This is a genomic window from Bythopirellula goksoeyrii (assembly GCF_008065115.1).
Lineage (GTDB): Bacteria > Planctomycetota > Planctomycetia > Pirellulales > Lacipirellulaceae > Bythopirellula > Bythopirellula goksoeyrii.
The window spans coordinates 4,179,915-4,195,179 of record NZ_CP042913.1 but is presented as its reverse complement, the minus strand read 5'-3'; the positions used below and the strand labels follow the sequence as shown (position 1 = coordinate 4,195,179).

Below are 15,265 nucleotides of genomic sequence, written 5' to 3'. Positions count from 1 at the left end.
TGCGAAACGTTCGCTCAACATAATCAGGTCAGCTGACCTTAGGTCGTTACACTCGGCTGTGAGCTAGAAGTCACTACAGTAGATTCTACTGGCAGGTAGTGGTAAGTCAAACCGGTTCCGGTTCGCAAGAGGTGTAAATCCGCCTGTTCCTAGGTGTTTGACAGCCAGGATGGCTGCCCCACGGGGAAGGACTTATCGCTGGAGAGATTGCCAACCCTCACGACCCGCAATTTCGCCAGTCTCGACAGTGGGTTTGTAGCGGTAGTAGACTTCCAAGCAGAGGGCGGAAAGTGCCGTCGTATAGACCCGACCGCCGTACCCTCCCCACACCGTGTCGGCATTCCAGCTACCGTCGTTTTCCTGAGTGGTCAACAACGCTGTGGTCAATGCATGATTCCACGACTCCCAACACTTTGCGGAAGAGGGAGAATGGTCTTGATTCTGTTGCAAAGCTAGCGTGGCATAGTACCAGTAATAGAGGTTACGATTGCTCGGGGAGGGTAGCTCTGTCGAGAGCGATTCCATTGCTTCGTGGATGGAATCTGGGTTGAGCGCTGAGTTGCGGTCGGCTTGCAGCAGTTGGTGGCAGAACCACGCCTCGGCGGTCATCGTGCGGCTGGCAGGGCTATCGGGGCGGTAGGACGCTAGGCCACCTGCATTTCCACGTCTTACCCGCCGCAAGAATCTTTCAATGCGTGTCCAAGTGACATTCGGTACTTCGATGCCTGCCAATTCAGCACTCTTGAGTGCCATGAGTTGCCATCCGAGTTGGCTAGTGTCTCCTGTATCACCGCGACGATAGCGCCAACCTCCATCGGTCGGATGTTGCATGGCGAGCGAGTAAGCAGTTGCTGACCGAGCCAGAGGCTCAAGTCGAGAATCGTGAGTCATGGCAAAGGCTTCGCAAACCGCTAGTGTTGCCATCGAATGGCAGTAGGTTCGAGCAAAGAGTTGGGCTTCACCGTAGAGTGAGCCATCAGCACGCTGTCGTTGGCGCAAATACTCCAAGCCGCGAGCGACTTCAATTCGATAGGAGCCATGTTGGTGGGAATGGCCATTGCCCAGAAATGCCAACAGAGCGAGTCCAGTGATTCCTGTGTCGGCACTGGCACCAGCACCACCTCGGTTGTGGCCGAGTACTATACGTTCCTGCCCGGAGCCAAACCGCGAGGCGTCCCAACCGCCGTGATCTGATTGCGCTTCTGCCAGCCAGCCAAGCGCTGCCCGCACTGCCTTCTCGGTCTGTTCGCTGCCACCACGTTGAGAAGCCAATTTAGTTAGATCCATGGCAAAGCGGTCGGCATATTTCTCAGGAACTGCAGGCTGATTAGGAGTGGTTGGCGTGGTCACGGGGACAACGTCTGAAGTCTCGTCGAGGTGTTCCATCTCAGATTCGCTCGCAATGGATTCCACTGGAGGTTTTTGTGATGTTTCGCTCGTTTCCGGAGCGGACTCGGCTGGTGATGGGTCTTCGTCTTTGCTCGCGGGTTCGGTTTTTGCAAGGTCGCTTGCCGGCGAGATGGCTGGTGCCGGCAGAAGAGCGGGGGCTTTCAGGAGTGGGGCAGGGGGGGAGGGTTCCTTTTTCGTGGTAACCTTGGCAAGACTTTCCATAGCTACAGAGTCTGGCGTTGAGGAGTTTGTCTCCTCAATGGGATCAGGAAGAGGATCAGCTGCTGGTGCTACAAGTGGCGGGGCAGCCAAGTGTTCCCAATCCGGTTGAATTTCTTCCTCTGGCTTCGATTCGACAATAGGTGCCTCGGCAGGCAATACAGCAACTCGAATGGGCACATCGACACCCGTTTCAGGGGCCCCCGTAATGATTCGCACGGTAACAGACAAGAAAGCAAAGATCACGTGGACCCAAAGCGAAAGGATCGCACATTTTTGCCAAGTTCGCTTATTTGCCCATCGAGTGCTCAATAGCACAATGAGCAATATTGTGATCGTTCCCAACACTCCCCACATCGCCACCCAGGTCGAGGAAGTGAGTCCCCAATAGGCGAGCGGTGGTAGGTCGGGGTATTGCATAGATTCTTCGCCGCGCTTGAAAGACCGACTAGCGAGTTGTGATTGCTACTGCCTGAGCGAGTTTGACTGTGATGCCCAACTCCGAAATATTTGCGTCTTTGCATGCCGCCAAGGCGGCGGCGACGTGCTGAAACGCACACGAGGCATCTCCGCGGATCACCACGCTGAGCTGGGGGTACTCCTGTTGCGCTACTTTGAGAGAATCGGTTAAGCGTGTGAGAGTCGTTTCTTCGCTATCCAATAAGAGCTGGCCGTCGGCTTGAACGCTCACAACTCGTTGCTTGGGAGCCGCGGTGAGGGGAGCAGCGGCAGCAACTTCTGGGAGCTCGATATCGATGTCACGTTCTACTTCAGCAAACTTGGTTGCCACCATGAAAAAGATTATCAGCAAGAACACTACGTCGATCATCGGCGTGAGATTCAATTGGGGAACTTCAGCTTGCTGTGTCTTGAGGGGCACGGTTGCTCACCTTGATTTAACCTATGAACGCCCCGGGATGGCATCCCGGGGCGTTCATAGAGATAGTTTATTTCAAACGATGCTCTATGCTGCCTTCTTTTGTTTCGAGTTGCCACGAGGACGATTACGGCGATCTTCGAGTCCCTCGGCCGAGATCAAGTGAACGATCTCTTGTCCGCGTCGATCGACTTCCATGACAAGCGTATCGACGCGACCGACGAAATAGAGATAAAAAATCAAGGCTGGAATTGCGACCGATAGGCCAGCAGCGGTTGAGAGCAATGCGCTGCCGATGCCCCCTGCGAGTAATTCGGTGCGGCCCATAGCCGAACTGTTGGCAATGACGTCGAACGACTGCATCATCCCTGATACCGTACCTAGTAGTCCCAAAAGCGGGCAAACGGTCGATACTCCGTTGATGACTCGCAAATAGCGATGCAATTCATTCGCAACACGTTCTCCCTCGTCAAGTACTGCTTGCTCGACTTCAACTGCCGGTTTGCCCCATTTGCGCACTGCAGCAGTGAAGACTCTGGCGATGGAACTCTCGTTGGAATCACAGCGGTCGAGAGCTTCAGATTTCTCCAACCCTCCTTCACCGATTTGTAACAGAAATCGCTCGACAAACAGGCGAGGCACGACTCGACGCCGACGGAGACTTAAGGTGCGTTCAAAGACGACCAAGAGCAGCACAAATGAACAGAGTAAAATGGGATAGACCATCGGTCCACCCGCGGAAACCATATCCCACAAGCTTTTCGATCGCTCGGCCATTTGCACTGCTCCGGAGGGTGCCTCCTGAGCGTGGCAAACTGTGCAACCAAAAAGTATGGCAACTGCCAAGGCTGTTGCGTTCGCTATCTTGCTTACTTTTAAGTTTGTGGTTTTCATCGCTAATGAACTCACGCTTGGTTCAGATTAATTCAGCAAAGTCGATGGCTCGAGGGTGGCTTGTCGCTGGGACCACTCAAGCCTTCCGGACAATTGATCTGCAACTTCGGAATCTTGCCAACTCTCCAAAGCTTGCCTATAGAGCTGGATTGCCTCCTGCCAACGTCCTTTCAGTTCAGCGCATTTTCCTGCCTGCAAGGCAGCACGCGCTTGCCACTCTGGGAATCTGTGTTTGAGCATCACCTGCTTATAGGCATCATGGGCGTTTTCGTAGTCGCACTGGTGGAAATAGGTTTCACCGATCATCCACTGAGCCATGGCAGCCGTCTCTAGGCCGCTTGTCAATTCATTTTGTAATACTTCTTGGTATGCTCCTCTGGCTTTGGACATTTGCCCGAGCCCTGCTAGAGCACGGCCACGGAGATAATCCGCCTCGTAAGCCAGTTCAAACTCGGGATATGAGACATCGATGTCTTTCACTAGCTCCAAAACTTGTTTCCATTGTTGCTGTCTTGATGCCAGCTGAGCCAGCCTCAGTGGAACCATCGGTATCCAAGGCTCTGCCAGTCCTACTGTTAGCAATTGGATGTTTTCATACTTTTTACGTGCTGCAATGTATTCACCCAGACGAAAATCAGACTCTGCTTCCCAGTAAGACAATCTTGAGGATATTGGTCCTGTTTCAGACTTCCAATCGTGGCTGTTCAGTAGTTTTCTGATCTCTGGCCATCGACCATCTTCCGCATCGAGTTGACACTTCAGACAAAGGGCCTGCCCTCGAATCAAATTGTGCCGATCACCAGTTGCCTCTTCTTGTTGATTCCAGGATTCGAGTATCAGTTCGATGTAGGTGTGTGCTGTTTCGCTATCCTTAACATCGGCCGCTGCCAGTGCTAGCCAATAGGCGGCCTCATCTGCCTGGGGGCTTTGGGGAAACTTTTCTAGCAATTCTTTGTGCAGATTCTCTGCAATTGCCTGCTCGCCTAGGTCTGCTTTAAGCCGGGCCAAATTTATCAGGGCCTCTGCCGACCGATCAAACGAAGGGAAATCAGCGAGTAGTCGTTTGTAGACACTTGCCGACTCGCTCCTTTGCTTCAGGCGTTCGTGGAGTCGTGCGATTCTCCACAGGGCTTCGGGACGTAAGGTCGTCTCCCCCTCTGCAGAGATCAAGTCGCTGTAAGCTGCAAGTGCGGCATCGAAGTGTCCTTCTCGCTCGAAGGCCACTGCTTCCTCGAAGGTTGCCGTACCCGAAGTCCCAGCGGCTGGCAAATTATCATTGGAGTTTTCGATCCAAGGATTTGCGGCCAACAGTGGCAAGTATTCACTTCGAGGATACCGTGAGCGAAGCAACGCCGAAGCCTGCTCAAATTCCTCTCGGTCTCCGGACTTTCGAGCGATCTGAATGAGAGTCCACACAGCGTCATCGGCCCATTGGCTGTCGCCGTGGTTGTCGATCAATATCGCGTCCCATTGTTTTGCCTGATGAAATTGCTCGCTCTGCAGACAGCTTTCACCGAGATAGTACAATGCTGCATCGTGGAAGGAGGAGGTTGGCTCAGCAACAGCTTGCGTGAATTCGCCAATGGCAGTGGTCCAATCCTTTTTGCTGTATGCCATCATCCCGAGTAGATAATGATACTCAGTGGCGAGCAACGCATCTAAAGGAATCTGACCTATCTCTTCAGCGATTTCTTCATTCCGGGCGAGTTTCCAGAGTGACCAGCCTGCCGCAAGTCGTGCACGATTCACTAGTGAATTAGCCACTGGAAGCCTAGAGGCGAGGCGAAAGGTCTTGAGTGAACGCTCGTATTGATGAGCGTCATACTCAGCTCGGCCACGTAGAAGTAGTGCCTCAAGTTTGATGTTGGAATCTTCACTTTGCGTTAGGGAACCTAGCGTGACAGGAACCTGGTTTGGCTGGCCACTCGCCAAGAGTACTCTTGCCATTCCGAGTCGGGATTGAACAACTGAACCACTATCGGTTTCCTCGTTGATCGCGGTTTGATAGAGAGCGATCGCCTTGGCAGAGTATCCCTCCTCTGCTGCAATATCGCCAAGCAGTGAGTTGGCAGCAGGAGACAACGGATCATGGGGATTCTCACAGAGAAACTGCCTGAGTGCAAGCTCGGCCTCTGCAGTCTGTCCTGTCATGCGAGCAATCTCGCCGATTCGAAATGCAGAACGGGAGCGATACTCAGCGCCGTCTCCTGCGGCGAGTACCCGCAGGTAGGCCTGTTTGGCGGCGTCGTGTTGGCCGAGTTGCATTGAGCACTCACCCAAATAGAAATTTGCTTTCGCGGTGGACTCTAGATCGCTAGCTCGTGCGGCAATAACCTTGAATTGCTCTAAAGCAGCTAGCCATTGTCCCTCTCGATAGCACTTGGCAGCTTCACGTACTATAGCTTGATCGAGCGGCGGTGCTGCGTGCGCCGGCGAACAAATAGCAAAAAGGATAGCCAGAATTTGTAGAGGAAGCCTTGGCTTCATAGCGGAATGCGTTGGAGCCCCTCCAAAAAAAGAGGCTTGCCGGCCCCATTCGTGGAGTGACGGCAAGCCTTGTTTGAGTTTACTCGATTCATGCGACTTTAACAGTCGCGGCGACTAAAGCTCTGCCTCGATAGCGTTGTCGACATTTCCCACCATGTGAAGGTGGTTGTGGTCGACATAGATGACTTCACGAGCATCCTCGTCCCGCAATGTGTGAGGGAAAGGCCAGCCAATGCGACGAACATCTTCGTAGTAGATGGTGCACTTGTAATGAGCATGATGCTGTTGAGCTGGTCCAATGAGGGGATAGACACGAGGCGGATCGATATAATCAGCGATCTTTTCCTTTACGATTCGCACGTCGTTTCGATTGTGCTCGTGTAGGAACGGGACGCCTCCTTGAACCGGTTGTGCCTTTTCTAGTGCCCGCATAACTTCGTCATCGCTGGGAGGATCGAGAGCCACAATATCGGCACCTGATGTTAGCGGACCAAGAATTGGTGCGCGATCATAGCGTTCATGATTCCAGAATTCATCCTCTTTCTTCTTCTGAAGATAAGGAGTCACTGGAATAGGGATCGAGAAGGGCATCAAGTTCGGTCCTAGAGTAGTTACACCCCAGAAGCAACCAGTGGTTGAAAGGGATCCAATCGCAATGACGGAAGCCAGAATCGCAGAAGTGAACTTGCGCGGATGAGACATCGAATCTGCCTTTATCAAATCAGTGATTCGTGTGGAAAACGGATTAGGCGGCTCTGCCTTTCCAACTCCGCTCCACTGGACGAAAAGCGACTCAACAGCCTAGCTGAGCCGATGATACTGTTATCGAGTCAAGCTGGGAAAAACTTGCGGCCTTTTCTGATTGTAGCGAAAAAAAAGAAAAGTGGGGCGTTCAGGTGCTAGCATGTCTTCCTGCTTGGTTGGCAGCGCGAAACGAAAAAACCCTCGCCCAGCTTGATGCTGAGCGAGGGTCGGGAACCGAGTTTTCAATTCAAAGCTTGCACTACCGGCAGTTCTTGCAGTCCTTGAAGTCCAAGAACCACCAGCCGTCGTCCCATTCCAGAGTGACCTTTCTCCAGCCCAGTGGCACCTGGGGATAAGGATAGAATGGGCCGATGTATGGCCAAGCCGAAGCCGAATACTGCTTCGGATAGGTCAGAGCTGCATAGTTTGGGGAAGCAGCGTAGCTTGGCCAGGCATAACCAGGCATTTGTGGATTGTCATAGTTTCCCGATGGTCCCATGCCGCCAGGAGCGTAGCCACCGTCACCACCCATTCCCATACCGCCCATTCCACCGCCAGCACCTGGCATGCATGCCCCGTCCGGACAATACTGTGCCTGTTGGCTAAAGGAAGCTGCCCGAACGTTCGCGTTTTGCCCCTGTTGGCCCATGTAGGCATAGGGGACTGGCATGTTGTTGTTTCGCTGTGCTTGTCTAGGAGCACCTTGACGAGGTGCCTGACCAGCCTGTGCACTACCGAAGCTAGCAGCTTCAGCTTGTCCGTAGGATGACGAGGTAGCAGAATCTTGGACAGGCTGTTCCACTTCGATCTTGCTGATCACGTGTTGAACGCCATTGCTACTGCGTGCAATCTCTTCGGCAATTTGTTTCTGTTGTGGGCTGGTGACAGTTCCTTTGAGCCACGCAACCCCGTCTTCGTACTTTACGCCAACGCGGTAGCCCTTGAGCTTACCGCTTTCTTTGAGATTGTCGGCAATGTGCTGTGCTGCATTTTCGTCACTGGTAGCAGCAGTTGTCGTCGAAACCGCTGGTCCAGTAGCTGCAATTAGCAGTGCCAAACCTAACATGAAACTCCGCATGGTTCCCCCTCCTGAATTATTCGCCGCTATGTCCCACCCTTTTAGCCCTTGGCTCACGAGCGGTCGATACGCTGCAATTGAGTAGCACCTACGTGGTGCACCTAGACCATCGAATAGCGGCGAGGATATTGAATGCCTTCACGCCAACCGAAACGGTCGATCTGAAATATGGTTTCGGCGCGCGAGGCTACGGAAAGGGAGTTTTTTTCCGATTCTGACGGAAAAAACATCCGCAAATGGAATCCTAGGTAAGCTGGAGAGAGTTTAGCGGCAAATCGCTGGGTACTGCCAGCAATCGATCGCGGTGGTGATCATGGACCAAAGTCAACGACTGCCGTCACTATCATGGCCCCTAGGGTTCCTGCTGAGAGTGGCCACAGGTCAAGACAATAAACCTGTCCCAGGATGGTAATCATGGCAATGATTGGTAGGCTGGCAAAAAACCCACTCTGCGCCAGCGTCTGACGAGAACCAGCGTTCTCTTTGCGAACCATCCAGGCCGCTAGTAGCCCAAAGAGGTGAATAGCAACCCAAGTTACCTCGAGTGCAATAGTATGATCCATCGTTAATTCTTTCGTGCGGGGAGTCCATTACCGGCGTCGTATACTCCCGCATGCCAGAATCAGATAATAGCCTAGAAGAGTCTGCTAGCATGATGAGAGTTGTTTCGATGAGATATCGAAGCCGAGTGAACTTACATGCGATTCGTATGCCAATCGACAGTTTTTCGCATTATGCTGGGAACAGCAGATTTTCTCTCAAGTCGATTGTCAAAAGAAGTCTGGCTTTGTAAGAAATGCAAACGCTAAGCTGCAAGCGGCCGCTTGCGGCTTAGCGTATTAGTGCTAGAGCTTCTTGAGTTCAGATTCGATTTCTGCAACTTGAATGCTATTTGAGATGACTTTTCCGTCAGGACCAACCATGATGGTCAACGGTACCGTAACCACGCCGAGCTCACTAGCCAGTCGGCCATCAAACCCCCCCTCGGCATACATTTGCTTCCAGGGTAGGCGATTGGATTGGAGGTATTGAATAACTGCATCACGATTGAAATCGAGGCAGACGCTTATAACCTCTAACGTCTTGCCGCCATACTTTTGCACTAGTTCTTTCAGCACAGCGTGATCAGCTGTACTATGCTCAGAAGAAGTGGTCCAGTACTGAATGACGACCGCTTTGCCATGTAGCTTCTCTAGGTCCACCGGCTCACCATTGAGATCAGTCCCTTTGAGGGAGATTTCTTTCCCTTCGCTGCTCAATCGCGTAATAGCCCCTTTGGCTAGATCGGCCGCAATGTTTTCGGGAAAATCACTTGCCAGCTTGCGATACCACTTGATGGCCTGTTCAGTTTGGCCAGACATTTCATAGCCCATAGCCATCGCTCGAAGCGCTTCGGCACCATGTTCCGATTGAGGGTGTGTTTCCACAAAGGTCTCTAGGTCTTTCATCCACTGTTCTTGGGCCTTCGAGATATCAACATCTGGCTGAGTGAGAGTGACCCCGTAGTACTCAGCTGCCATCCGGTGGAATTCGAAGTAGGCCTGCAAGTCCTGAGTATCTTCGCTTTCGGCTAGTTGTTTTTCCAGATCACGGAGATAAGCTACTCCCCCGGGATAGCTCCCTTCTTGAGTAGCCGCACTCACGCTATCGGCCAACTGCTTGAGCCATTGATCTCGTTCGTTGGAATCCGAAACAGAATTGGCAATCGCTAGCAGTAGTCCAGCCCGTTGCTTGTTGAGCTCCGGTTTATCAGCCGGGGAAGCGGTGTTAAGTTTTTCGTCAACCTTTTCCAAATCGGCGAGCAATCCTTGCAATTTCTCTGTAGGCGCTAGTTCGCTATCGATACTGGCCCGCTCACCGATACCTTGCCCACCAGGATCGAAAAAGAATCCTCCTGCCACTTGTTGGCCAGTTCCCAGCGTCGGTCCGTCGATCAACTTCCAAGCACCGCCGACGCTAATAAGTGTGCCTAACTGAAGTTGTCGATGTTCGGTTCCGTTTTTCACCATCGCCCAAACGCTTTCGTAGACCATTAAATCCTTGCTAACACCTTGAGATCCTGCTGGCACCATCCCCGGCTTGACGCCACCAAAATCGCTGAAAACAAACCCTGGTTTCAAATCTGCCGTGGAGACGATCTTCTTGAACTTGTCGGGGGCGGCCTCAATACGTTTTTCCAACTGTTCAGCGCGGGCCGCATCGAGGCCTAGCTTCTTGATATCTTCCGTAGTCAGGAGCAATCTCTTGAATCTCGCCAAATCATTGTCGGCTAGGGCTTTCACAACTTCCTCAGAGACTTCTTCTGGAGAAATCAATTTCCAACCATCAATTGTATTGTCTTCATCCTGATCCAATGCCCAGCGGATACCGGAACTATGGAACCAGCGATATTGGTCAGCTTTGCCATTGTTGTTGGAATCAATATCTCGATAGACTTCCAACCCGTCTCGATAATAGCTCCAGATATCAACCACATTGTCGCCGTTGGTATCGCCAAACTCGCGTAAAATCTCGCGTTGAGGACCACGAACGACCCAGGCTGTGGATCCTTTGGTTTTCTCAGCCTTAATGGTGCATTCGTCGATTTTGTCCGCTGCAGGCGTGTCGAAATCGACACCGGCCTGAACAGGAGTGAGCTTGAGAGCATCAGCCACCGAAGGTGCCGCCTCTGCTTTTGAAGTAGGAACAATCGACAGGAGAGACAGCGCTGTAATCAGTCGAAAATGAGGGGAGAGCATGGCAAAATCCTTTTTTAGGCTCCGATGAGCTGAGTCCTAGAGTCTGTCTGTCTAGGTAAGCGGTAAACTAAGCTTGTTATAGCGTCTATAGCACGTTGTAGGCCAGAGCGAACCATCTTGAGGTAGATCGAAGGATTCCTCATTTTTGCCGTTTGACAGCATCCATTTGCGTTTTAAAATGTGAGATTCGGCACAAGACGGGAATAGCAAGCGGCAGCGTGCTCTCCCGACTGAGTGCCCGAGCGGGCGCATAGCTCAGTTGGTTAGAGCGCAGCCCTGATAAGGCTGAGGTCCCAAGTTCGAGTCTTGGTGCGCCCACTGGTTGATAGCAGATATGGGAATTCGGATTGCGGAATACCAGAGAGGTATTCCACAATGCTTATTCCGAAATCCGCATTCCCCATTTAATTTGGGGCCGTAGCTCAATTGGGAGAGCGCCGGCTTTGCAAGCCGGAGGTTAGGGGTTCGAAACCCCTCGGCTCCACTGACTTACGTCGACACAAAATGGCCTGTCACAGATTCTGTCACAGATAGGGCCATAAAAAAAGGCTTCCTAAGTAGCGTCAACTACCAGGAAGCCCGCGAACCTTTCAGCTCGCTTTGGTGAATTGTTTTCCATTGCTGAGAGGTTTATAAGATGTCGAAAAAGTTTCCAAAGCCGTGGTATCGCCCTGCTCGCGGTGTCTGGTACGTCACCATCGACGGCCACCAGTTCAATCTAGGTCCCGACGAGGACGCCGCGTTTGAGCAGTATTACCATCTCATGAGCAGCCCGCCGGAACTGCGACAAGCCGGAGACACGGTTGCGGGCATCATTGATGCTTTCCTTGAGTGGTGCCAAATCCATCGAAGTCATGCCACCTACGAGTGGTACCGATCACGAGCACAGCTGTTTGTTGACTCGATATCCAATCGACTTACCGTCGAGCAGCTCAAGCCGTTTCATCTTCAACGCTGGATCGATTCCAACCCACAATGGGCACCAGGCAACAAACGAAATGCTTGCCGAGCCATCCAACGTCCACTCGCCTGGGCAGTGCAGCAGGGGTATATCGACAAATCGCCATTGCAGTACTTCCAAAAGCCACCTGCAGGGCGACGAGACCAAACAGTGTCCTTTGATGAGTTTCGCCGCTTGTTACGCAATACACGGGACCGTTCATTTCGAGACCTGTTGCTTGTTACTTGGGAAACGGGAGCCAGACCGCAGGAAACATTGAGAGTTGAAGCCCGACATGTAGACCTTCACCATTCTCGATGGGTCTTTCCGGCCAACGAAGCAAAAGGGGGCCGCCTTCCACGAATTATCTATCTCAATACAAGAGCACTCCGAATTACCAAACGCTGGCTCGACAGGAATGAATCCGGGCCAATCTTCCGCAACACTCGCAACAAGCCCTGGACGAAGTGTTCAGTAAATTCTCGCTTTTTTACTCTCAAGCGATTGCTCGGAACTCGGTACAGTCTCTATTCCCTTAGACACACTTGGGCAACCAACGCACTTAAAAACGGGGTTGATCCAATCACGGTGTCTCAATTGATGGGTCACGCTGATACGAACATGCTTGCCCGGACCTATGCCCACCTAGCCCATGATCCCGCTTACCTTCAGGCAGCAGCACAAAGGGCTACTGTTTGAGGTGGCGAAGGCGTCCCCGAGGGCGTGGCGGTCTCATTGCCGTTTTGTTCCCGGGCTTGCGGCAGGATTCTACATATCCCGCCAAATCGCTCTCACATACTCGGATCGCTCCCCGTCCGAGACCGATTCGATGACATGCAATTTTTCCTTTCTCGATCAATTGATAGACACACGTAGGACTCACGCGGAGGCTTTCGGCCACTTCTCTAACTGTCAGCATCACATTCCTTCCTTTCTCGATCACGATTTCCGATTCCTGATTTCGCCTCGCTTTTCCACAAAGTATCAATAGACTGTGGCAACTTCGGCAGAGGCATCTCAGCCAACGTATTGCAAAACACTAACTGTTCCCCGTTTGATAGTTTCCGATCAATGCTCAGAGTCATCCCATAGCTCGCATACCCCTCATCAACTTCAACCTCCACAGTTGTTTGCCTCTTGGAAACATTAAAAAGCACCTGCATAAAGCAGTCCGACCGATTGACTCTCCTCCACATAAACAAACTCCACACTAAAAAGGTAAACCTAGGTTCTGCTCCCGAACACGGTTTTCGGAAGTGTCTTTCTCAACTACACACGCTTCATCCATCACAGGCGGTACAGGAACGCCTAGCTTCATCATCTTTCTACGAACTTCTGCACATAGATCACGATCTGCTACTACATCACGCATTGCAAAATCCGCCTCCCGAAAGAACTTCTCATTGTCAATGATTGGTTTTCCAATTCTGGCAAAGATGCCGACTAGTATTCCGACGACTTGCTTGACTTGCTTTGACATATTTACCGACTGCTTTGGCAGAGGGACCAAAGGCAAGTTGTCCGACTCTCCGAAACAGTGAGTAAAAGCGTTGCAAACGTTTTCCCAGAGTGGATGCATCGCTGTTCGATCAGTGTGCCTGCGATCTATTGGGCCGTCAGTAAGTCGAAACCAAGATCTAATTACCTTGTCTAGAATTGTCGCACGCATATTGATCCAGTCTTCCACAGTATCGACGCCATATTTCTTTAGCGTCGTGCGACTCAACTGGAGTTCAACCCGAGTAACTGATTCAGGGACAACTGCCCACCCGCGATCTACTAAGAGGCAGAACTTGACTGACTCACGACCGCACTCACGCAGCTTGTCATAAACGCGGAGGAGCAGGGGGGTTTTCCCGACAGTGAACCCTGTAGCATGTCCATTTTGGCGATAGGGATTCGGCCCATGCTTAGCACGAGTTATGAACCATTCTGAATTACAAATCTCACAAAACTTACCAACTTCGATTTCTGGAAGATCGACGCACGCATCAACACGAGACAAACGATTTCGCTCGATATCTCCGCCCATCGATGCGATATAGTCCTGCATGAGCCCCCAAACCTTAGAAAAGCCCCATCGCATGAGTGGTTCAGAACTCGCTTGTATGCTCACATTAGGGCAAGAAGAATGCACTTCAGGCATATTGGCTATTAATACCGTCAGGCCATGCTGACTGTGCAGCCGCCAACGCATCCTTAGTCCGCCTTTACCACCAAGTCGAGCACCGCTAGGTGCAACGATGAAGGCGTGCTTACCAAGCATCACTTCGTCAGCTGCCCCAACTTGGATGTAATTGTCTTTAGCACGTTCTAGATCGACAGCAGCAGCTTGAGCCTGATCCAAAGTTCTGGCCAATGAATCGAATCCGGTTGAATCACTCGACTCATCTGATCGCGTGAAGTCAACATAGAAGGAGACTCCCAACCAATCTTCACCACCTAGAGGTTGGAATGCACATTGATATGCAGCTGCTTTGGTTGCTCCGGCTTCAGGGGGCTTGTCTAGATCCTGTTCAATTTCATTAGACTGAGTTATGCATTGGTGATTGTGGGAGGGGGTGTTACCTAAGGGCCCCTCCCACTGAGAAGGATCAAACGAAACATCCGCATCCGCGACTTCTCGAAGGTGCTCGGCAGCCGCACTTCGAGGAAGTCGCGGATGCGAAACAGTCCTTTGCTTATTAGAGCCATCTAAAAAATCAGCCATGCGCGTATTCCTATCTCGGTGTCAAGGCACCGCTGGAAACGCCCATGGCTTGCTAATCTGTTCTATCTGTCCAGACGCTGGCTCAATGGGTATGAGTCAAATTAGTTTTATTTAGGTTGCCGGTTCAGATCCAGCTCGCCTATACACTTTTCTTCTATCACGTTCAATGAAATACCGAGACCATTCTTACTTGGAGTAAGTTTATAGAAGGCTTTTCTTCTCGTACGTCCAATGAACTCTATCACTTTCGGCAAATCTCCAATTTGCACGATCCATCGCGCAGTTTGCGAATCCTTTCGCATTATTATTCTCCTAGTTGTAATTCCCTTTCCTCAGCCATGGCATCTTCATCAGTCCTAGGTTCAAATCCCAAAGCTTTTAAAAGTCCCTTGGCAGTTTTGGAGGTAACGAACTTTACTATCCATTCCTGATCCTGAAGCCCAGCTTCTAAGAGCATGGACGCCATTCTTGACTGGCTGGCACCCATTCTTACTGCCAATTCGGCCACTCTATCAGCCAACTCCTTGTCGACAGTCACAGTCATACGCACTTTTTCAGGTTCAGGCATGAATACTCTCCAAAGGCCATTTTATCACGATATGCATAGAATATCACAAGATGTGATTTATGTGCAATGCCATTTTTCTAGCTATTTTGAGGGTTTTCCTACAAAGCCGCAGAAACTAGCAAGGGGCCCGGCTCGCTCTTTCTGCAAGCTCTTGTGCTACCCATATTCCCTCGCACCCTTGCTATTTTCTGCGGAATAGGATGCCAGAGTACTGGCGAGTATTTATTTGCCGCTCATTGCCGCTGGGCTAGCCTCTCTCTGTTCACAGAATAATCCGCACTCGAAACTTAGTCTCCCAGACTACTTGCTAGTTATCTAATCTGCAGCCTCTGCTAAATCCTACGGGTGACATTGAGTAATTATTATCGCCTGCATTGCAATGGTCCAAGCGTTGTTTACTATCAACATAACTGTAATCTCAGCAATCTTCTCTCTGGGAAAATGACACCTTCCCCCAATGTATTGGTTGTGCGATGGAAACTGAACCTAACACGGTGTAAATGGCAGTCGAAAATCAGAGCGCCTGGCGGTCGAAAAGTTTAGCGCTAGGTTGGTAGCGGGGATTGTAACTGGCCCTCCCGCTTGGGCCAAGTAGTTTACTCCTGAGACTTCTTTCGGCGC

Annotated in this window: 12 protein-coding genes and 2 tRNA genes; 3 read left to right on the top strand and 11 right to left on the bottom strand. The window is 51.4% G+C overall.

All coding sequences use genetic code 11. The features are described 5' to 3' along the window. Positions 1–192: 192 nt before the first annotated feature. From Pr1d_RS16650 to Pr1d_RS16615, 8 genes are all read right to left on the bottom strand, one after another. Positions 193–2,028, bottom strand: coding sequence for a prenyltransferase/squalene oxidase repeat-containing protein (locus Pr1d_RS16650; RefSeq protein ID WP_148074579.1), 1,836 nt, complete (start codon positions 2,026–2,028; stop codon positions 193–195). Positions 2,029–2,056: 28 nt separating this feature from the next. Then, positions 2,057–2,488, bottom strand: a complete 432-nt coding sequence (locus Pr1d_RS16645; protein WP_148074578.1) for an ExbD/TolR family protein — start codon at positions 2,486–2,488, stop codon at positions 2,057–2,059. Between the two features lie 84 nt (positions 2,489–2,572). Beyond that, a complete protein-coding gene (locus Pr1d_RS16640) occupies positions 2,573–3,262 on the bottom strand; it encodes a MotA/TolQ/ExbB proton channel family protein (protein ID WP_210417745.1) in 690 nt (229 codons plus the stop codon). Positions 3,263–3,406: 144 nt separating this feature from the next. After that, positions 3,407–5,866: a tetratricopeptide repeat protein gene (locus Pr1d_RS16635; protein ID WP_148074576.1), complete on the bottom strand. Its 2,460-nt coding sequence runs from the start codon at positions 5,864–5,866 to the stop codon at positions 3,407–3,409. A gap of 114 nt (positions 5,867–5,980) precedes the next feature. After that, positions 5,981–6,568: a hypothetical protein gene (locus Pr1d_RS16630; RefSeq protein ID WP_148074575.1), complete on the bottom strand. Its 588-nt coding sequence runs from the start codon at positions 6,566–6,568 to the stop codon at positions 5,981–5,983. A gap of 301 nt (positions 6,569–6,869) precedes the next feature. After that, positions 6,870–7,688, bottom strand: coding sequence for a BON domain-containing protein (locus tag Pr1d_RS16625; protein ID WP_148074574.1), 819 nt, complete (start codon positions 7,686–7,688; stop codon positions 6,870–6,872). A gap of 311 nt (positions 7,689–7,999) precedes the next feature. Beyond that, on the bottom strand, positions 8,000–8,251 hold the full coding sequence (locus Pr1d_RS16620; protein WP_148074573.1) for a hypothetical protein: 252 nt from the start codon (positions 8,249–8,251) through the stop codon (positions 8,000–8,002). A 282-nt stretch (positions 8,252–8,533) separates the two neighbouring features. After that, positions 8,534–10,426: a thioredoxin-like domain-containing protein gene (locus Pr1d_RS16615; RefSeq protein ID WP_148074572.1), complete on the bottom strand. Its 1,893-nt coding sequence runs from the start codon at positions 10,424–10,426 to the stop codon at positions 8,534–8,536. A gap of 244 nt (positions 10,427–10,670) precedes the next feature. On the opposite strand from Pr1d_RS16615, the gene Pr1d_RS16610 reads away from it, so the two are divergent. The 3 genes from Pr1d_RS16610 (at position 10,671) to Pr1d_RS16600 (ending at position 12,065) form a co-directional block, all read left to right on the top strand. Further along, positions 10,671–10,744, top strand: a tRNA-Ile gene (locus tag Pr1d_RS16610). A gap of 93 nt (positions 10,745–10,837) precedes the next feature. After that, positions 10,838–10,910 (top strand) — tRNA-Ala (locus Pr1d_RS16605). 153 nt (positions 10,911–11,063) lie between these two features. Continuing rightward, positions 11,064–12,065, top strand: coding sequence for a tyrosine-type recombinase/integrase (locus Pr1d_RS16600; RefSeq protein ID WP_148074571.1), 1,002 nt, complete (start codon positions 11,064–11,066; stop codon positions 12,063–12,065). Here Pr1d_RS16600 and Pr1d_RS26740 read toward each other — a convergent pair. From Pr1d_RS26740 to Pr1d_RS16585, 3 genes are all read right to left on the bottom strand, one after another. Continuing rightward, positions 12,055–12,285: a helix-turn-helix domain-containing protein gene (locus Pr1d_RS26740; RefSeq protein WP_210417744.1), complete on the bottom strand. Its 231-nt coding sequence runs from the start codon at positions 12,283–12,285 to the stop codon at positions 12,055–12,057. The two genes, Pr1d_RS16600 and Pr1d_RS26740, sit on opposite strands and share 11 nt — an antisense overlap. A 291-nt stretch (positions 12,286–12,576) precedes the next feature. Continuing rightward, a complete protein-coding gene (locus Pr1d_RS16590; protein ID WP_148074570.1) occupies positions 12,577–14,076 on the bottom strand; it encodes a replication initiation factor domain-containing protein in 1,500 nt (499 codons plus the stop codon). A 304-nt stretch (positions 14,077–14,380) separates the two neighbouring features. Further along, entirely contained in the window at positions 14,381–14,644 is a 264-nt protein-coding gene (locus tag Pr1d_RS16585; RefSeq protein WP_148074569.1) for a hypothetical protein, read from the bottom strand. Positions 14,645–15,265: the final 621 nt, after the last annotated feature.